Genomic DNA, 19,294 nt, shown 5'->3' on the forward strand with positions numbered 1-19,294 from the left:
TTGGACGCGGACTCGAGCCGGATCAGTGGAGCTCGCCGGACGCGTCGACGTCGTCCGTCGAAGCGGACTCGTCGTCATCCGAGCCTCCGTTCGCCGCTTCCTCCGTTCCCTCGAGGTACTCGCCACGAACCACGAGCACCGGGTCGACGGTTTCCCTGGCCAGTCTCTTCGCTCGATCCTTGAAGACGTACCGACGAACCGACGGCCGGCTCTCGCCGACGACGAGCAGGTCGTGATCGGCCGCGGCCCCGAGGATCGCCCGCGTCGGCGACCCGTCCACGACGAGGGAGGTGTCGATCCGCTCGCGGGCGACGCCGGTGGCGGCGAGTTCGTCGACGGCGACCTCGAGGAGCTCGGTCCGACGCGTTCGCTCGTCTTCGTCGGCGACGTGGAGGAACGTCACCTCGAGGTCGGTGTTCGCAAGCACGGCACCCAGAAACCGGGCGATGTACTCGAGGTTGACGTCGCCCCGGACCGCGACGAGCACCCGCTCGAGAACTGGGGCGGGGTTGACCAGCAGGATCGCGTCGCAGTCGGTTTCGACGGCGACGCGCTCGAAGGTCTTCAGCCGATCGTGGGTAAAGACGCTCCTCGACGAGACGTCGAGGCAGCCGGCGTCCTCGAAGACGGCGTGAAGCTCGTCGAGTTCGGCGCGGACGCGCGAGCCGTACCGGTCGCGGGCCTGGTCGGTCCCGGTCTGTTCCGGGAGTTCGTGGTAGCCCAGCAGGACGACCGGAACCGACGCGAGCGCGTCGATCACCGTCTGTGGGACGCTTTCACCGCCGAGGACGTCGACCGGCACCAGTACGCGGTGGTCGGGAACAGCCATTGATGAAGCGTGATAGCGTACGTCAGGGGGCCTAATAGACCTCCGTAGCGGCGGCCGTGACAGTCATCGCCTCACTACAGTCGGCGATCACTTCCGCCGTGGATCCCGCAGGGTTTTTGCGGTGGAGAGCCAGGCTCCGCGTATGACCGAGGCGACGGGGATCGTAGGGGAGTTTCTCTCGCTCAAGGAAGAGACCGAGGCCGACCTGCTGGCGATGCAGTGTGGCGACTTCTACGAGTTCTTCGCAGCGGACGCCGAGACCGTCGCCGACGAACTGGATCTCAAGGTGTCCCAGAAGTCCTCACACGGCTCGTCGTACCCGATGGCGGGGGTCCCGCTCGACGATCTGACGCCCTACCTCAAGGCGCTGGTCGAGCGCGGCTACCGGGTCGCCGTCGCCGACCAGTACGAGACCGACTCCGGCCACGCCCGCGAGATCGTCCGCGTCGTCACGCCCGGCACCCTACTCGAGACCAGCGACGCCGACGCCCAGTACATGGTTGCGATCGTCGCGGACTCGGGCGCTCGCGGCGACGACCCCGCGTACGGTCTCGCGTTCGCCGACGTGACGACCGGACGCTTTCTCGTCGCCGAAACCGAGGACGCCGACGAGGCGCTGACGGAACTGTACCGGTTCGACCCCGTCGAGGTGCTGCCGGGCCCCGAGATCCGGACCGACGACGACCTGCTCGGACTGGTTCGCGAGCGCCTCGAGGCGACGCTGACCCTTCACGAGACCGAGGCCTTCGCGCCCAAGCGGGCGAGCCACGCGGTCCGCGAGCAGTTCGGCGACGGCACCGTCGACCGCCTCGGCGTCGGCGAGTCCGCTGTCACGGCCGCGGGCGCCATCCTCGAGTACGTCGAGGAGACGGGCGCGGGCGTGCTGGCCTCGATGACGCGAATTCAGGCCCACCGGGGCGACGATCACGTTACCCTCGACGCGACCACCCAGCGCAACCTCGAACTGACCGAGACGATGCAGGGCGAGCGCGAGGGGTCGCTGTTCGCGACGATCGACCACACCGCGACCAGCGCGGGCGGCCGCCTGCTCAAGGAGTGGCTCCAGCGGCCGCGGCGGTCGCTCGAGGTCCTCGAGCGCCGCCAGGAGGGCGTCGGCGCGCTGTCGACGGCCGCGCTGGCTCGCGACGAGATCGGGGACGTTCTCGGCGAGGCGTACGATCTGGCGCGGCTGGCCTCGAAGGCGAGCCACGGGAGCGCCGATGCGCGGGATCTGGTCGCGGTTCGTGAGACGCTGGCCGCGCTGCCGGCGGTCGCCGACGTCGTCGCCGCGAACCCGGACCTCGCCGACTCGCCGCTCGTCGAAATTATCGAGCGTCCTGATCGAGACGCTGCCCGCGAACTGCGCGAGACCATCGAGGAGGCCATTGCCGACGAACCCCCGTCGACGGTAACCCAGGGCGAGCTGTTCCGGTACGGGTACGACGAGGAACTCGACGAGGTGATCGAACGCCACGAGGAGGTCCGGGAGTGGCTCGAGGGGCTCGCCGACCGGGAGAAACGCCGCCACGGCCTGTCCCACGTCACCGTCGACCGGAACAAGACCGACGGCTACTACATCCAGGTCGGCAAGTCCGCGGCCGACGGCGTTCCGGACCACTACGAGCAGATCAAGACGCTGAAAAATTCCAAGCGGTTTACGACCGACGAGCTCGAGGAGAAAGAACGCGAGATGCTGCGTCTGGAGGAGCGCCGCGGCGACCTCGAGTACGAGCTGTTCGAGGAACTCCGCGAGGACGTCGCCGCGCGCGCCGAGCTCCTGCAGGACGTCGGCCGGGCACTCGCGACCGTCGACGCGCTGGCGAGTTTGGCGACCCACGCCGCGGAGAACCGATGGGTGAACCCCGCGCTGAACGAGGGGGATCGCCTCGAGATCGAGCAGGGTCGTCATCCCGTCGTCGAGCAGACGACCGAGTTCGTCCCCAACGACGTCCGCCTCGACGACGACCGGGGCTTTCTCGTCGTCACCGGACCCAACATGTCCGGCAAATCGACGTACATGCGCCAGGTCGCCGCCATCGTCCTGCTGGCCCAGATCGGGAGCTTCGTTCCCGCGAAGAGCGCCGAAATCGGGCTGGTCGACGGGATCTTCACCCGCGTCGGAGCCCTCGACGAGCTCGCGCAGGGACGCTCGACGTTCATGGTCGAGATGAGCGAGCTCTCGAACATCCTCCACACGGCTACCGAGGAGTCGCTGGTCGTCCTCGACGAGGTCGGCCGCGGGACCGCCACCTACGACGGCATCTCGATCGCCTGGGCCGCCACGGAGTACCTCCACAACGAGGTGCGGGCGAAGACGCTGTTCGCCACCCACTACCACGAACTGACGGGGCTGGCCGACCGACTCCCTCGAGTCGCCAACGTCCACATCGCGGCCGACGAGCGCGACGGCGACGTCACCTTCCTGCGGACCGTCCGCGACGGCCCCACGGATCGGAGCTATGGGATCCACGTCGCCGACCTCGCGGGCGTGCCAGAGCCCGTCGTCGACCGCTCAAGGGACGTCCTCGAGCGCCTGCGCGAGGAAAAGGCGATCGAGGCGAAAGGCGGCGCTTCGAACGAGCCCGTCCAGACGGTGTTCGACGTCTCGAGCGGCCAGTTCAGGGGTGCGGCCAACACCGATGGCGGATCGCCCGAATCACGTGCCGAAGACGACGGCGCGGGAGCGATCGATGCCGAAACCGAACGGGTACTCGAGGATCTCGCCGACGTCGACGTGAACGAGACCTCGCCCGTGGAACTGCTCTCGAAGGTACAGGAGTGGCAACGAACTCTCGAAGAGTAGACGGCAATCGCGTCCACTCTCGGTTCTCGATTCCCTTACTGTTGGTTGTATTTATTCTCTATCTAACTAGTAGCAACGCTCTACAATCAGAGATATTGAAATACATTTATTAGCTACTGGATATTCAGTGAGTGTAAGAGAGGTGGAATGGGTGTTACAAAATCTACTGATAGTCGACGACAATCCAGCTGACGTCAGATACACGGAAGAGATGCTGAAGGAAGCGGGGGTGGAGAGCGATCGACACGTCGTGAAAGACGGTGTCGAAGCACTGCGGTTTCTCCGCCAGCGCGGCGAGTACGCCGACGCGCCGCGCCCGGATCTGGTCCTGCTCGACTGGCATCTCCCGCGGAAAAACGGTCGGAAAGTGTTAACCGAATTGCGAGCCGACGGGCGTCTCGCCGACGTTTCGGTGGTCGTAATGACGGGGTCGCGACTCGAGGTGGAGTCACTCCGGACCGAGTCCGAGGGAGCGGACACGTACGCCGTCAAGCCCCTCGAGGCCGACGAGCTACGGCAGTACGCCGAACGATTGGGCGGCGCTCGGCGGCTCGCATAGCACGAATCCTGATTCTGGCGGATCGAGCGGAGCGACGTGGCCCGAAACGTGAACGTTACAGGAGCAGCAGGATCGAGCCGTAGCCGACCGACCGCGCCGCGAACGCCCAGAATCGACTCTCCTGGGTTCGAGGGAGCTCGTCTTTGATCGCGTTGAAGACGATGTCGCCGGTCAGCAGACCGAGCAAAACGGTAAACGCGGCGTCACCGATCGTGTAAACCGCGCCGAGACCGGCCCCGAGCAACACCGCAGCCGCGAGCACCCACCGACCGATCCACCGGTAGGCCTTCCGGTGGTGCTGTTCCATCGCCGCATCGTTGCCGAACAGGTGCAGCGCCATCGCGACCGCGAATAGCACGTCGCTCTCGGTTCCGGTCTCCCCCTGAACGAGCACGTACCCGATAAACGCGTTGTAGATGACGAATCCGCCGACGTGGATCCAGAAGACGGGCTCGTCGGTGAACGGACCTATAGTAACAACTGAAACTGTTTACACACCGATCGCACAGCCGTCGTGCGATCGGATGCGCACTGACTTTCAGTGGCTACTATAGTTCGTGTTCGAACTCCCGGGAGCGCGAAATCGCGGCCAGTCGCTCGAGCCCGTAGAACAGCGCCAGCCCGACGAACGCGAGCCCGTAGATGTGGTGGCCGGCGAGCGAACCGACGAGGCGGTCGACGCCCTCGAGGGAGTCCCGACGGCCGTCGAGTTCGGGAAACAGGTGGAGGAAGGCGTAGACGATCGAGACGCCGCCGGCAGCCGAGAGCAGGCCGTGGCGCGATCGGCCGCTCGAGACGGGTAACCGGTTGGGAAGGAGGTGGACGAGCGCAACTGCGACGACGAGCACCGCAACGAGGAGCGAGTTGCCGTCGACGAGCGCGAGGCCGGTGAGCATCGATCACAGGTTGGACACACAGCGTGCTCGTTCTTTCGCTGCGAGCGCCGCCTGCGCCGCGGACGCGGCGAGTGTAACTACATCCGCTCCGGACGCGTAAGACCTAACCAGCCGCTGTGAGTACGAGTTACTGATGATCCGCGGACGCGGCCGAAGCCTCGAGCGCGCCGATTTCGGACCACCACAATGAGCGACGACACCACTACCCCGGAGGGGACCGACATCCGCCAGCTCGACGAGGACACCGTCGCCAGGATCGCCGCCGGCGAGGTCGTCGAACGGCCCGCCAGCGCGGTCAAGGAGCTCCTCGAGAACAGTCTCGACGCCGACGCCGACAGCGTCGACGTCACCGTCGAGGCGGGGGGGACCGAGCTGATTCGGGTCGCCGACGACGGCCACGGGATGAGCGAGGCCGACCTCCGGGCCGCGGTCCGCCAGCACACCACGAGCAAGATCGCCGGCCTCGAGGACCTCGAGTCCGGCGTCGCCACGCTGGGTTTCCGGGGCGAGGCCCTGCACACCATCGGCTCCGTGTCGAAGCTGGCGATCAGGAGTCGGCCGCGCGAGGCCGACGGCGCCGGCACCAAACTCGTCTACGAGGGCGGCGACGTCGTCTCGGTCGAACCGACGGGCTGTCCCGCCGGAACCGTCGTCGAGGTCGCGGAGCTGTTCTACAACACCCCCGCGCGCCGGAAGTTCCTCAAGACGACGGCGACCGAGTTCGCCCACGTCAACCGGGTCGTGACTCGCTATGCGCTGGCCAACCCCGACGTCGCGGTCTCGCTAACCCACGACGGCCGCGAGGTATTCGCGACGACGGGCCAGGGCGACCTGCAGGCGGCCGTCCTCTCGGTGTACGGCCGCGAGGTAGCCTCGGCAATGATCCCGATCGAGGCCGACGGCAACGAGCTTCCCGTCGGACCGCTCGAGTCCGTCTCAGGACTCGTCTCCCACCCCGAGACGAACCGCTCGAGCCGCGAGTACCTCGCAACGTACGTCAACGGCCGCGCCGTCTCGGCCGACGCCGTCCGCGAGGGGATCATGGGCGCCTACGGCACCCAGCTCGCGGGCGATCGCTACCCCTTTGTCGTGCTCTTTCTCAACGTTCCGGGGGAGGCCGTCGACGTCAACGTCCACCCCCGAAAGCGGGAGGTGCGCTTCGACGACGACGACGCCGTGCGTCGACAGGTCGATTCGGCCGTCGAGTCGGCGCTGCTCGAGCACGGTCTGCTTCGCTCGGGTGCGCCCCGCGGCCGATCGGCGCCGGACGAGGCCCGGCTCGAGCCCGGCGGCTCGGGTTCGGGTTCAGGGGGACGGCCGGCCGCCGCGGGCCCGCGACGGCGGGACTCGGGTCCCTCGGGGAATCGATCGACGTCTCGAGGGGCCGACGCCGAGGTATCGGACTCGTCGTCGGACGACACGGACGCGGTCGACTCGCAAGCGGCCGACCCCGAACCGGCTTCAGCGTCGTCAGACTCGAACGAGGGGGCACGAACGGACGACGCTCGAGCAACCGACTCGACCGCCGACGGAAGCCCGACGACCGACGACGCCGAAAACGTCGTCGCGAACGCGCCTCGCGACTCGTCCGCGGCGGGCGCCGAAACGGCAGTCGAGCAGAACAGCCAGGTAGCCGAGCCGGCGGTCGATCCCGACTCGAGTTCGGACGGCCCCGCACGTCGAGACGACGTTGACTCGAGCCGTCGCTTTTCCGGACCGACCGAGCAGCGAACGCTCGGCGGCGAGGCCGCCAACGGCGAGGTGTCCGAATTCGACTCGCTGCCCTCGCTGCAGGTGCTGGGCCAGTACCGGGATACGTACCTCGTCTGTGAGTCCCCCGACGGGCTCGCCCTCATCGACCAGCACGCCGCCGACGAACGGGTCAACTACGAACGACTGCGCGAGGCCTTCGCCGAGGACCCCGCTGCCCAGTCGCTGGCCTCGCCCGTCGAACTCGAGCTCACCGCCGCGGAGGTCGAGGCCTTCGAGAGCTACCGGGAGGCCCTCACCCGGTTGGGTTTCCACGCGAACCGAACCGACGACCGCACCGTCGCCGTGACGACCGTTCCCGCGGTGCTCGAGGAGACCCTCGAGCCCGAGCGACTACGGGACGTCCTCACCTCGTTCGTCGAGGGCGACCGGGAGGCCGGCGCGGAGACGATCGACGCGCTGGCCGACGAGTTCCTCGGCGACCTCGCGTGTTACCCCTCGATCACGGGCAACACCTCGCTGACGGAGGGGTCGGTCGTCGACCTGCTCGCGGCGCTCGACGACTGCGAGAACCCCTACTCGTGTCCGCACGGCCGACCAGTGATCGTCCGCCTCGAACAGAGCGAGATCGAGGAGCGCTTCGAGCGGGATTACCCCGGCCACCACGGCTGACCCTCCGCCGAGATCGGTCGTCGCCAGGCACTCGAGGACTCGCCCGGCGTCACCCCCTCGAGCAGAAAGTACTTATATTTATGCCTGAATGAATATAGCGTTGAAAAATGAGTATGGTACTCATAGCCATCGGGTGGCTGGTGGTGCTCTGCCTGTACCTCGGCTTTTTCATCGGGATGAGCGTCCCCGAGAACGATCGTCGGGAACCCGACTACGCACAGCGTCGTCGCGGTTCCCGGTAGCGTCGCCAGCAGACCGTCCACGTCGTCGGCGCCCGCGCCTCGAGCGTAGCCGGTGACGACGCGATCCCCTGCCAGATTTTTCCAAAATTCGGCCGCTACCGTAGATAGTTTATCCCCTCTTGATCACCGGTTCCACAACTATTACATCATTAACCATGATCGGCTTTTGTGTCGCTATGACACGACGTACAAAAACACGGCGGCGGGTACTGCAGGGAATTACGGCGGCGGGACTGTCGGTCGGGATGATCGGCGCAGGAAGCGCCGGTTCGTCGACGACCTACGTCGTCACCGGCGGCTCGAGGGGACGGCTCGAGGACGCCGGCTTCTCGATCACGCGCGAACTCGCGGGCGGATCGGTCTCGATCGTCTCCGGGCCGGCGGCCGCCGAGGACGACCTGGACTCGGTATCGGGCGTCAGCGGGGTAACCGAGAACTTCGAGGTCGAGTTCGCCGACCCGGTCGAGAGCGCCGAACCGCAGACGACCGACGACGCCGACTACACCGAAAAGCAGTGGGACAAGGAGATCACCAACACGTTCGAGGCCCACGACTACGCCACCGGCGAGGGAACTCGAATCGTCATCGCCGACACGGGCGTCGACGGCACGCATCCGGATCTCGAGGACAACTTCAACGAGAAGCTGAGCGTCTCGATCGTCGACGGCGGCGAGATAACCGAACACGAGGGAGATACCGGGAGTCACGGCACTCACGTCGCAGGAATCGCGGCAGCGAGCGGCGCGGAGGGCGTCACGGGCACCGCTCCGGACGCAGAGATCGTCTCTGTACGAGTTCTCGGCGAGGATAGCAGTTCGTTCGCCGATATCCTCGTTGGCGCGGAGTACGCCGCCAGTATCGGCGCCGACGTCGCGAACTACAGTCTCGGCGCCGCGCCCCAGCCTGCCCAGGCGAACAGTGAGGGACTCCGTGTCGCGGTCCAGCAGGTGATGCAGGACGTCGCCCGGCGCGGGACGCTCTCGACGGCATCCGCCGGAAACGACGCGGTTGACCTCCAGCAGGGACAGTCCCGTTGGGAGATTACCGACGATGACGGCGAGGTGGTCGACGTGATCTACGACAACTGGCACTACCTTCCGGGAACGGTACAGGGTGCGGTGACCGTCTCCGCGAGCGGGCCCAACGACGGGCTCTCCTTTTATTCGAACTACGGGACGAGCGCGATCGAGGTCGGTGCACCCGGCGGCGGCCGCGAGACCGCGGACGAAACCGACGAAGAGGACCAGGTTTACTCGACGGTCCCGGGCGAGGAGTACGCGTGGTTTGCCGGCACCTCGATGGCGGCCCCGCAGGTCGCGGGCCTCGTCGCCCTCGTGCGCGAACTCGAGCCCGAGATGAACGCAAACCAAGTCGAGAACAACCTCGCCCACGGCGCGGAGTTGGGCAACGGGCGAAGCAGCCCCGAGTTCGGCGCCGGGCGCATCAACGCGCTGAACACGGTCCAGCGGATCTGAACGGCAGTTCGAACGGCTCCAGGCCCGCTCTTTTCGTTCGGCAACGGTAGGTGACTCGAGCCCGTACCCCGAGCCATGCGCGAACTCGACGGCTCGGACGCCGGCGGGCAGTTCCTCCGGACCGCACTCACGCTGTCCGTGCTCGAGAACGAGCCCGTTCGGCTGGAGAACGTCCGCGGCGACCGGCCGAATCCAGGACTGGCGAACCAGCATCTGGCCGTCCTCGAGACGCTCGCCGCGGTTGCCGACGCCGAGGTTTCGGGGGCCGAACTGGGCGCGGAGACGGTCGAGTTCGAGCCCGGTAACTCGAGCACGGGTGGACTCGAGGGCGGTTCCTACGCCGTCGATATCGGCACGGCCGGGAGCGTGACCCTACTGTTCGACGCCATTTTGCCGCTGGCGACGATTCTCGAGGCGCCGCTGTCGGTGACCGCGACGGGCGGAACGGACGTCGAGTGGGCGCCGCCGCTGGACTACCTCCGACAGGTTAAGTTCCCCCTGCTCGGTGCACACGGGCTCGTAGCGTCCTGCGAGGGCGATCGACGCGGATTCTACCCCAACGGCGGAGGACGAGCGACGCTGCGGATCGCCCCCTCGAGTCTCGAGCCGCTCGAACTCTCCGAGCGAGGAGCGCTCGAGGGCGTCCGACTCTACTCGACCGAATCGGCGTCGCTCGCGGATCAGGACGTCGCCCACCGCCAGCTCGAGGGGGCCCTCGAGCGACTCGACCTCGCGGGCGCCGACCGAAACGTCGACGAGGGGAGCAACGAGGACGATCAGCTCGAGGTTCTCGAGCGTCAAGAGCGAACCGCCGAGAGCCCCTCGCCGGGCTCCGCGCTGGTGATCAGGGTCAATCATGGTACGGGAATCGCCGGGTTCGACGCGCTGGGCGAGCGGGGCAAACCAGCCGAGCGCGTCGGCGAGGACGCCGCCGACGCGGCGAACCGGTTTCTCGAGGGGGACGCGGTCGTCGACCGCCACATGGGCGATCAGCTCCTGGTCTTTCTCGCGCTCGCAGGGGGACGGGTGCGGATCCCGCGGGTGAGCGACCACGTCGAAACCAGTCGGGCGCTGCTCGAGGCGTTCGGCCGGGAGATCGACCTCGAGCGTCGCGAGGAGGGGGCCGTCGTCTCGCGGTCCCCCGATCCGCCGTAGCGTCGAACGACACACCTTAACCGCAGCCGGTCGATCACCCGCACATGACCGTTGCAGCGAGTACCGACGGGAGCGATCGGAGGGCAGCAGCGTGAGCGAGATCGTCACCTTCGGCGAGACGATGTTGCGGCTCTCGCCGCCCGACCAGCGACGCCTCGAGGAGACGGCCGAGCTCGAGGTTCGTGCTGCAGGCGCGGAGAGCAACGTCGCCATCGCGGCTCAGCGGCTCGGCTCGGCGTCGGCAGCCTGGACCTCGAAGCTACCGGACTCGCCGCTGGGTCGGCGCGTCGTCAGCGAGCTCGAGGGGTACGGCATCGACACCGAGATCGTCTGGAGCGAGGAGGGGCGACAGGGAACCTACTACCTCGAGCACGGGGGCAAACCCCGCGGAACGAACGTGATCTACGACCGGAGCGACGCCGCGGTTACGACCGCCGAAACCGGAGAGATCGACGCGGCGCTGATCGAGGACGCCGAGCTCTTCTTTACGACCGGAATCACACCTGCGCTGTCGGAGACGCTTCGCGAGACGACGGCCGAGCTGCTCGAGACGGCCGCAGAGAACGGGACGAAGACCGCCTTCGATCTCAACTACCGGGCGAAGCTCTGGTCGGCCGAGGAGGCTGACGACCGTCTGCGCGAGCTGTTCCCGTCGATCGACGTGCTCGTCGTCGCGGCCCGGGACGCCCGGAACGTGCTCGGTCTCGAAGGCGAGGCCCGCGAACTGGCCGACGAGCTGGCCGGAACGTTCGGGTTCGAGACCGTCATCGTCACCCGCGGCGCCGAGGGTGCCCTCGCCTGGAACGACGGCGAGGTCGTCGAACAGCCCAGCTACGAGACCGAGACGCTCGACCCGATCGGCACCGGCGACGCCTTCTCGGGGGCTTTCTTCGCCCGCCGGCTCGAGGGCGACAACATGGAGACCGCCCTCGAGTACGCCGCGGCGACGGCCGCGCTGAAGCGGACGATCCCCGGCGACGTCGCCCTGGTGACTCAGGAGGAAGTCGAGGCGGTCGTCGCGGAGGACGAGGGCGGGATTTCCCGATAGCTCCGGCCTGCAGAATCTCTTTTTGTCCAGTTGTCGTAGCTCCCGTATGGTTCACGTCGCGATCGTCGGAGCGTACGGAAGCGCGGGCGTCGCCGCCGCCGACGGGTTGCTCGAGCGAGCCGAGGCGTTATCGGGGCTCGAACTGACGCTGATCGACGACGGCGATCCCGGGGGCGGGCTCTGTATCTTGCAGGGCTGTATGCCATCGAAGGAGGTCCTCTCGGCAGCCGACCACCGGTTCCGGGCGCGCCACGACGACCGTCTGGAAGGCGTCCCCGAGGTCGATCCCGAGGCCGTCGTCGCCCGCAAGGACGACCACATCTCGGGGTTCGCCGAACACCGTCGGGAGCACGTCCACGACCTCGCCGAGCGCGAGAACGTCGAGCTCCTCCGCGAGCCCGCGCGGTTCGTCGACGACCGCGTCCTCGAGGTCGACGGCCGGCGACTCGAGCCCGACTACGTCGTCATCGCGACGGGATCGACGCTCAACGTCCCCGACCTACCGGGGATCGACGACGTCGACTTTATGGGAAGCGCGGACGTCCTCGACGCGACCTCGTTTCCCGACTCGGGGACCGTCATGGGCTTTGGCTACATCGGGCTCGAGCTCGCGCCCTACCTCAGCGAGGCCGGCGGCGTCGACCTCACGGTGATCGAACACGACGATCACCCGCTCGACGAGTTCGAACCCGAGTACGGCGAGACGATCCTCGAACTCTACCGCGAGCAGTTCGGGATCGAGGTGTTGACCAACACGGACGAGCGGCGACTCGAGCGAACCGACGACGGCGGCGTGCGGCTGTACGCCGACCGGGAGGGCGAGGAACGGGTCGTCGAGGCCGACCAGCTCTACTGCTTTACCGGCCGCCGGCCGAACCTCGACGGACTGGGCCTCGAGGAGACCCGGCTCGAACCCGACGAGGGGTGGGTCGAGCCGACGATGCAGGCGGCCGACGACGATCGCATCTTCGTCGTCGGCGACGCGAACGGCCGCGAGCCGATCCTCCACGTCGCCAAGGAACAGGGCTTTGCGGCGGCACAGAACATCGTCAGTCACGCTCGCGACGAGGAGTGCGAGCCGTACGCGAACGTCCCTCACCACGTGATCTTCTCCGGACTGGGAGCGTACCCGTTCGCCCGCATCGGCCACACGCCCGAGACGGCGGCCGGGACGGAGATGGAGACGATCGTCGTCACCCGCGAGGCGAGCGACGACGGCGTCTTCAAGACGAAGGGCCATCCCGAGGGACGGGCGACGATTATCGTCGACGCCGAGGGTGGGACGGTGCTCGGGTTTCAGGGGCTCCACCTTCACGCCGACGTGATGGCCAAGACGATGCAGGTGCTCGTCGAGATGAAAGTCGACGTCCGCGAGGTGCCCAAGCGAGCCTACCACCCCACAACGCCCGAAATTCTGGACGGGCTGCTCCGGGAGGCCTGCGAGGAACTCGGCGACGAACAGGACTGCGTCGACGACACCGACGCCCGCGATCTGGCGCTGTAGCGGCGTGCTATCCCGGTTCTCGAAATCTTTATTATTAACTGTGTCCTATATATCTCGATCAGTTATGAGATCCTTTGATGAAATGAACCGCATGTTCCGCGAGATGGACCGCATGTTCGACCAGTTCCGCTCGAGTTGGGACGCGGAGTTCCCGGCCGACGACCGAGGATTCGGCCGACCGGCGCTCGAAGGGGTCGACGCCGCCGAGCCGACCGCGATGGATCGCGGGGTAGCAAACCTGGAAGAGATGGACGGCGAGTACGTCTTCGTGATGGACCTGCCCGGCTTCGAGAAGGCGGACATCGACCTCTCCTTCCGGGACGGCGTGCTGTCGATTCAGGCTCACGCCGACGCCGAGGAGGGATCGGAGAGCTACCGGTCGCGTCGTTCCCGACGGGTTGCCAGACAGGTTCCGATCGCGAAGGCCGTCGACGACGGGGAGATCTCAGCGACGTACCACAACGGCGTCCTCGAGGTTCGACTCCCGATCGTCGACGACGGGCGCGAGGACGACCACCGGATCGAGATCGAGTGAGACCAGAGTCGACACTCCGTCCACCGGGGAGCGAGGCGACGTATCGGTGAACCGCAACGGGAAAACGGAGTCGTGGAGCGTGTGACAGGGATCCAGACTCCAACCGTACTTGTATAGTATCTAATAAAATAACTTGTCAGTTTCTCATTGGTTGAAACTCACCGATAGTCGCATCTCGAACTGTTCACGGCAGCTGGAGGGCCGTTCGCGATGACGGGTGGAAGTTACTCGGCGTCGTCGACCACTTCGATGCCGCGATTGTTGACAGCGGCGGGGTCGAGGCCGACCTCCTGGAGGAACTGCTTGTACTCGCGCTCGCACTGTTCCGCGTCCTTCTGTTTGTCGCTGGCCCGATCGCAGAGTTCGATCAGGTTCTCCGGGACGTCGTTCTGGTAGACGATCCAGTGGTTGATTAGGTCCGAGAGCCGACGAATGGGGCTGGTGAAGTGGCCGTAGATCTCGAAGTTCAGCGCGTGATGGCCGCCGAAGGGGTCGTTCATGTACTTCGCGCGCGGCATCACCTTCATCACCGCCCACTGGATCTTGTCGAGCTGGCGGCCGGGTGCCTCCTCGAGGGTGGCGTTGACCGCCATCCGGGGGTCGTCCCACTTGTCGCCGGGGATCGAGACGCCCTCGAGGTCCTGGATCTCCCGTAGGGCTTCCGACCACTCGTCGGGGCTGGGCTGGGGGTGAACCCGGTACATCGCCTCGACGCCGCGTGACCACATGAGTTCGTGCGTGACGGCCTTGTTGGCCTTCAGCATGCACTCCTCGATGATGGTGTGGGCGCGGTCGCGAGCGGGATTCAGGACGAGCGAGCCGTCCTCTTTGCGCTGTTCGTGCATCCGGTCGGCGACCTCGTGGACGAGGACGTTCTCCTCGTGTAACGGCGCGTCGGAATCCTCGAGACGGTTTTCGGCCTGCGTGTAGGTGAGCCGTTCGTCGGACTGGATCACCGACTTGTAGATCTCGATGTTCTCGTAGCCGAGGTGCTCCTTGTCGAGGTGCATCTCGACGGTGTGGGCGAGCCGATCCTCGTTGGGGACGAGCGAACAGACCGTCTCCGCGAGGACGGGTGGGAGCATGTGGATGGTGTACCCCGGCAGGTAGACCGTGTTGGCGCGCTCGACGGCCTCGTCCCACATCTCGGAGTCGGGGTGAACGTAGTGGGTGACGTCGGCGATGTGGACCCAGAGGACGTACTCGTCCTCGCGCTCCTCGATCGAGAGCGCGTCGTCGAAGTCCTGGGCGTCGACCGGGTCGGTCGTCCAGGTCGTCAGGTCTCGCAGATCCTCTCGCTCGTCGACTTCGTCCTCGATCTCAGCCTGGACACCCTCCGTTCGCTCGCGGGCCTCCTCGAGCACCGCCTCGGGGAACTCGTCGCGGATCTCGAACTTCTCGAACAGCTCCTCGCGCTTGTTCTCGAGGTGGCGCGCGACCTCCTCGGAGATCTCGACCGGGCCCTGACCCTCGGCCGTACCGGCCTGGGCCTGTGCGTCGTCGCTCATGGGCTGGCCTACGAACGTCGGGGTGAAAGTCGTGTCGGGACCGGAACGTTCAGGACTCCTCCTCGAGTCGCCCGTCCTGGTTCTCGACGGCGGCGACGTACTGCGCAAGAAACGTCTCCCAGGGGCGTTGTTCGTCCTCCAGCTCGACGAGCAGGGCCTCGAGTCCCTCGCGCAGGTGGTGACAGAGCTCGGCGTAACAGGGCTTACAGAGGTACTCGAAGCGCTTGTTCTCGCGCTCCCACCGGTCGCCGTACTTGTCGTACTCGCGGGCGCTCGAGCGGGGGATCTCGGATCCGCACGCGGGACAGACGGCGGACGGATCGCGGTTCCGAGAGAACCACATACTATCGACCAGCGCGTGAACCTACTTAGCGATTGGCACACCTGGCGCCCGACCGGAGTCTCCGTCGAGGCGGGCGGTCGCGGGAACGGGCGTTTTATACTCCGACCGGTCCTCCCCCCGGATATGCAGGTCAAGTCTCGCCACCACCTCCGCAGCGATGCTATCTCCGAGATCGAGGAGATGCTGTCGGCGCAGCTCGGCGTCTCCCCGGAGGGAGACACCTACGAACGTGTGGAGTTCGAGGACAACGACTGGGAGGTCGTCCTGATCGACGGCGAACCGCAGGTCGCCTTCTTCGACGAGGAACCGTTCCTGACGGTCCGGGGCGCGAACGCGTACGATCCCGAAAAGCACGTGGTCACCGTCGACAGCGGCGCGATCTCGTTTGTGAGCGACGGCGCCGACGTGATGCGTCCCGGCATCACCGAGGCGACCGACGACATCTCGCCCGACGACCTCGTGTTGATCGCCGAGGAGTCCCACGGGAAGGTGCTGGCGGTCGGTCGTGCCCGCGTCGAGGGGTCGGAGATGGTCGGCGACGAGGGGAAGGTCGTCGACTCGCTGCACCACGTCGGCGACGAGCTGTACGAGTTCGCCGGCTAGCTCCCGTCCTCCGGAGTCGGCGGTGCCGGGTACGACTGGTCCCGCGCGACGACCGTCTCGGGCGTAATCTCGAGAAGCCGGTACGCATCGGGGTCGAGGTCGACGAATGCCGCTGGCCAGTCCGCGCGGTGCGTCCCCAGGTACGTCTCGAGCAGCTGGCCAGCAACCTCCTCGTCGTACGACTCGAGCGACGCTGTGCCCCGCATCCCGACGTGTTCGACCCGACCCGTAGCGGGATCGAAGTCGACGACCGCGAGCGCGGTCGCTGGATCCTGCTGGACCCGATCCGGGTACGAGCGCCCCTCGAGCTGGGCGATGATCCAGACGATTCCGTCCGCCCACAGGAACCACAGCGGGGAGACCCGGGGCCCGCTATTGGCCCGCTGGGCCAGAAAACAGAACAGCGGTCGGGCCAGAAACGCGTCGAGTTCGACCTCGAGCGTGTCCTCGATCAGCTCCACGGGCTACTCCGCGGCTTCCTCGAGGGAGTCTTCCTCGAAGGCGTCCGCGTACCGATCCAGGGTGTCCTCGTAGCCCTCGAGTGCTAGCTCGTACGTCTCTCGCAGATCCTCGATCGGCGACTCCGTCGCGTCGACCCGTAGATCGTTGTACGGCGGCGCGAACTCGTAGTCCTCGGTCGTCTCGACGACGACTGCCGCGCTCTGGATCGGCAGCTCCTCGCGTTTGTCACCGCCCTCGCTGTGTCCCGCCTCGAGGGCGTCGATCAGGCGCTTCGCGAGCGGGTCGGCGCCGACTCCCGCACCCGCGGTCTCGTCGGTCGTCTCGTGGACCGCGCTCTCGGCGTAGGCGTCGGCGGTCGCCTCGAGTACCGACTCGCCGACGAGCAGGTTCCCGGCGACGGTGTAGTGGTCGCCCTCGAGGTGGCCGAACCAGCCCTCGCAGTCCTCACCCGAAAAGACGAACGTCGAGTCGGCGTCGACGCCGTGAAGCTGGCGCTGGGACGCGCCGTCGTCGGCCTCGAGCAGCGCCTCGAGGGCGGCGTCGACGGCCAGTCCGTCGTCGAGGTACCTGATCCCGTCTCGGCCAAGGTCAATGTTAACTAGGCTCTGGGTCGCGACGGCGCCGTTCTCGCTGGCGAACGGACAGAGCGTGCCGACTCCCGGCAGGCGGGTCGTGACCGCGACGCCGAACCGGTCGTGGGTCTCCCCGTCGGGTGTCTCGTAGGTTTCGCGAACGCAGATGCTGAACGTCATGCTCGAGCGCACGATTCGACCCGCGAAAAAACGGTGGTTTCCGGCAGGCTCGTCAGTAGTCGGCCGTCTCCGTTACTTCGGATCCCGACTCGTCGACGACGGTCAGGCGGACGGTATCGGGGTCGTCGCGCGAGCGCAGTTCGTGCTCGCCCGAGGCACTCGAGCCGTCGACTGACGACGACTCGCTGTCGAGATCCGCCGAACCGTCGAGCAGCTCCGTCGTGACCGACTCGAGGGCGCCGTCCTCGTCGGAGACTTCCCAGTTGACGTCGGCGTTCGACCACGGTCCGGAGCTGGATCGCTCGACCGAGAACACGTCGACGACCGGTTCGGAGTCGACCGGTTCCTCGTCATCATCATCCTCGTCGTCATCATCCTCGTCGTCTTCGATCTCGAGGGCGTCGGCGACGTTCAGCCTACCGGTACCCTGCTCGTTGTCGTCGAGTCCGATATCGTCCGCGGCCGCGGTCAGTTCGTCGCGGACGTCTGTGGGGTCGGTGCCGGCCGCGATGAGCGTCGCAGCCGCGCCGGCGACGTGGGGACAGGCCATCGAGGTGCCCGAGAACTCCGCGTAATCGTCCCGCGGGACCGTCGAGAGGACGTCGACGCCCGGCGCCGCGATGTCGACCTCGGGACCGGTCGAGGAGAAGTCGGCGAGATCGTCGTTCTCGTCGGTCGCCGAGACGGCGATAACCTCGTCGTAGGCGGCCGGGTAGCCGACGCAGTCGCTACAGGGACCGTCGTTGCCAGCGGCTGCAACCATCACGACGCCCCGTTCGTCGGCGTACTGGACTGCGTCCCTGATCACGTCCGAGTCGGTGTCGGAGCCGAGACTCATGTTCTGGACGTCGTGACCCTGATCGGCCGACCACTGGATGCCGGCGGCAATGTCGTCGAGAGTCCCGCCCCCGTCGCACTGCAGCGCCTTGACCGCGTGGAGCGTCACGTCGGGTGCGACGCCGAGGACGCCGGTGCCGTCGTCGGCCGCGCCCGCGGTCCCCGCGCAGTGGGTTCCGTGGTCGTTGTCGTCGTCCCACTCCTCGAGACAGTCGTCGATATCGTTCCCGCCGCCGAAGGGGCCGCTGCCACAGCTCGTCGTACAGGCGGCATCGGCCGTCGCGTACCCCTCGCCGAGGTTCTCCGCGAGCGTCTCGTGGGCGGCGTCGATCCCTGTGTCGATGATCGCGACGCTGACGCCCGCCCCGGTCTCGCCGTCATCGATCGCGAGGTCCGCATCGACCTGCTCGATGCCGTAGGGCGTCTCCTGGCCGAGCGCCCACATTAGTCCGTTCGGCTCGACGTAGCGAACGTTCGGGTTGTTCTCGAGGCCCTCGATGGCGTTCTCGGAGAACCGGCCGGCGACCGCACGACCGATCGACCCGAAATCGAGTTCTCGACGAACCGCGTCGGCGGCCTTACGCGCCTGCTCGAGCCCGCGGTCCGGATAGACGCCGACGACGTACTCGTCGTTGGGACCGTCGCTAGCTGCCGCCTGTCCGGCGAGTGTCGCACCGGCGACGCCAGCGCCCACGCCACGAAGAATTGACCGTCGTGTGATGTGTTCTCTCGACATGTGTGTTCAATCAGCATAACAATCGTTCATCCCATAACATAAATAATTAATTGTAGAAGGTGTTCGACGAGAGATGTGGCAGGGAAGAGCCGACTCGCGAGCGATAGCCGTCTCACCCGTGAGCGTCGTCTGACGTAAGAACTATACTGGCGGCCACGCAGGATACCGTCAATGGGATTTATGGATAAGATCGTCGGCACCGGTGGCCAGCCTACGACCACCACCGACGATTACGTCGAACTGGACCTCGGCGACATCTCGACCGAGTCGGCCGAGGCGCGGATGCAGGTTCGGATCGCCGAGATCAGCGGTCAGGCCGACGCGGTCGCCATCAAAGATGCCGTCTACGACGGTGACATCGTGTTCGCGGATATCACTCGGCTGCGGACCAACGACAGCACCGTCGAACACATCGTCGACGAGCTGCGACAGGTCGCCCACGAGGTCGACGGCGACATCGTCCGCAAGGGCGACGATCAGATCATCGTCACCCCTGCGGGCGTACGGATCAACCGAACGAAGCTGGGACAGGACTCCTGATCCCGGACCTCCACCAACCCCCGATCCAGCGTCTGTCGACAGACGTCGATTCCCTGCTCGACGAGTGTAATCTCTGACACGGCCG

General features: G+C 66.6%; 17 protein-coding genes and 1 pseudogene. 11 read left to right on the top strand and 7 right to left on the bottom strand.

The features are described 5' to 3' along the window. Nucleotides 1-22: 22 nt before the first annotated feature. Nucleotides 23-829 carry a universal stress protein gene (locus QA600_RS04880; RefSeq protein WP_278290842.1) on the bottom strand — a complete coding sequence of 269 codons (807 nt, stop codon included), beginning with the start codon at nt 827-829 and terminating at the stop codon, nt 23-25. 142 nt (nt 830-971) lie between these two features. On the opposite strand from QA600_RS04880, the gene mutS reads away from it, so the two are divergent. Further along, entirely contained in the window at nt 972-3,632 is a 2,661-nt protein-coding gene (mutS, locus tag QA600_RS04885) for a DNA mismatch repair protein MutS (protein ID WP_278290843.1), read from the top strand. Nucleotides 3,633-3,783: 151 nt separating this feature from the next. Further along, complete coding sequence (locus QA600_RS04890) at nt 3,784-4,191, top strand: response regulator (RefSeq protein WP_278290844.1); 408 nt, start codon at nt 3,784-3,786, stop codon at nt 4,189-4,191. Nucleotides 4,192-4,246: 55 nt separating this feature from the next. On the opposite strand, the pseudogene QA600_RS04895 reads toward QA600_RS04890, so the two are convergent. Then, nucleotides 4,247-5,087 (bottom strand): annotated as a pseudogene (locus tag QA600_RS04895) (hypothetical protein). Nucleotides 5,088-5,273: 186 nt separating this feature from the next. On the opposite strand from QA600_RS04895, the gene mutL reads away from it, so the two are divergent. From mutL to QA600_RS04930, 7 genes are all read left to right on the top strand, one after another. Then, the gene (mutL, locus tag QA600_RS04900; RefSeq protein ID WP_278290845.1) at nt 5,274-7,469 is read left to right on the top strand and encodes a DNA mismatch repair endonuclease MutL; all 2,196 of its coding nucleotides are present in this window, start codon (nt 5,274-5,276) and stop codon (nt 7,467-7,469) included. A gap of 107 nt (nt 7,470-7,576) precedes the next feature. Continuing rightward, nucleotides 7,577-7,711, top strand: coding sequence for a hypothetical protein (locus QA600_RS04905; RefSeq protein WP_278290846.1), 135 nt, complete (start codon nt 7,577-7,579; stop codon nt 7,709-7,711). A gap of 176 nt (nt 7,712-7,887) precedes the next feature. Next, on the top strand, nt 7,888-9,186 hold the full coding sequence (locus tag QA600_RS04910) for a S8 family serine peptidase (protein WP_278290847.1): 1,299 nt from the start codon (nt 7,888-7,890) through the stop codon (nt 9,184-9,186). Between the two features lie 75 nt (nt 9,187-9,261). Continuing rightward, nucleotides 9,262-10,341 carry an RNA 3'-terminal phosphate cyclase gene (gene rtcA / locus QA600_RS04915; RefSeq protein ID WP_278290848.1) on the top strand — a complete coding sequence of 360 codons (1,080 nt, stop codon included), beginning with the start codon at nt 9,262-9,264 and terminating at the stop codon, nt 10,339-10,341. Nucleotides 10,342-10,432: 91 nt separating this feature from the next. Then, nucleotides 10,433-11,389, top strand: a complete 957-nt coding sequence (kdgK1, locus tag QA600_RS04920) for a bifunctional 2-dehydro-3-deoxygluconokinase/2-dehydro-3-deoxygalactonokinase (RefSeq protein WP_278290849.1) — start codon at nt 10,433-10,435, stop codon at nt 11,387-11,389. A gap of 46 nt (nt 11,390-11,435) precedes the next feature. After that, entirely contained in the window at nt 11,436-12,893 is a 1,458-nt protein-coding gene (locus QA600_RS04925; protein WP_278290850.1) for an NAD(P)/FAD-dependent oxidoreductase, read from the top strand. Between the two features lie 82 nt (nt 12,894-12,975). Continuing rightward, a complete protein-coding gene (locus tag QA600_RS04930; RefSeq protein ID WP_278291014.1) occupies nt 12,976-13,428 on the top strand; it encodes an Hsp20/alpha crystallin family protein in 453 nt (150 codons plus the stop codon). A 224-nt stretch (nt 13,429-13,652) separates the two neighbouring features. On the opposite strand, the gene QA600_RS04935 is transcribed toward QA600_RS04930, so the two are convergent. Further along, nucleotides 13,653-14,936, bottom strand: coding sequence for a ribonuclease R family protein (locus QA600_RS04935; RefSeq protein ID WP_278290851.1), 1,284 nt, complete (start codon nt 14,934-14,936; stop codon nt 13,653-13,655). A 49-nt stretch (nt 14,937-14,985) separates the two neighbouring features. Then, nucleotides 14,986-15,279, bottom strand: coding sequence for a hypothetical protein (locus tag QA600_RS04940; protein ID WP_278290852.1), 294 nt, complete (start codon nt 15,277-15,279; stop codon nt 14,986-14,988). Between the two features lie 123 nt (nt 15,280-15,402). On the opposite strand from QA600_RS04940, the gene QA600_RS04945 reads away from it, so the two are divergent. Further along, nucleotides 15,403-15,882 (top strand): RNA-binding protein, encoded by a 480-nt coding sequence (locus QA600_RS04945; RefSeq protein WP_278290853.1) that lies wholly within the window; start codon nt 15,403-15,405, stop codon nt 15,880-15,882. Here the strand turns inward: QA600_RS04945 and QA600_RS04950 are convergent. The 3 genes from QA600_RS04950 to QA600_RS04960 are packed head-to-tail and all read right to left on the bottom strand — an operon-like array spanning nt 15,879 to nt 18,669. Then, the gene (locus tag QA600_RS04950) at nt 15,879-16,343 is read right to left on the bottom strand and encodes a pyridoxamine 5'-phosphate oxidase family protein (protein ID WP_278290854.1); all 465 of its coding nucleotides are present in this window, start codon (nt 16,341-16,343) and stop codon (nt 15,879-15,881) included. The genes QA600_RS04945 and QA600_RS04950 overlap by 4 nt on opposite strands. A 3-nt stretch (nt 16,344-16,346) precedes the next feature. Next, on the bottom strand, nt 16,347-17,096 hold the full coding sequence (locus QA600_RS04955; RefSeq protein WP_278290855.1) for a DUF1028 domain-containing protein: 750 nt from the start codon (nt 17,094-17,096) through the stop codon (nt 16,347-16,349). Between the two features lie 52 nt (nt 17,097-17,148). Beyond that, on the bottom strand, nt 17,149-18,669 hold the full coding sequence (locus QA600_RS04960; RefSeq protein ID WP_345782008.1) for a S8 family serine peptidase: 1,521 nt from the start codon (nt 18,667-18,669) through the stop codon (nt 17,149-17,151). A gap of 171 nt (nt 18,670-18,840) precedes the next feature. Between QA600_RS04960 and sepF the strand changes: the two genes are divergently transcribed. Beyond that, nucleotides 18,841-19,209 carry a cell division protein SepF gene (gene sepF, locus QA600_RS04965; protein WP_005552964.1) on the top strand — a complete coding sequence of 123 codons (369 nt, stop codon included), beginning with the start codon at nt 18,841-18,843 and terminating at the stop codon, nt 19,207-19,209. The last annotated feature ends 85 nt before the right edge of the window (nt 19,210-19,294 follow it).

The organism is Natronococcus sp. A-GB1 (assembly GCF_029688845.1).
In the GTDB taxonomy this organism is placed as follows: Archaea; Halobacteriota; Halobacteria; order Halobacteriales; family Natrialbaceae; genus Natronococcus.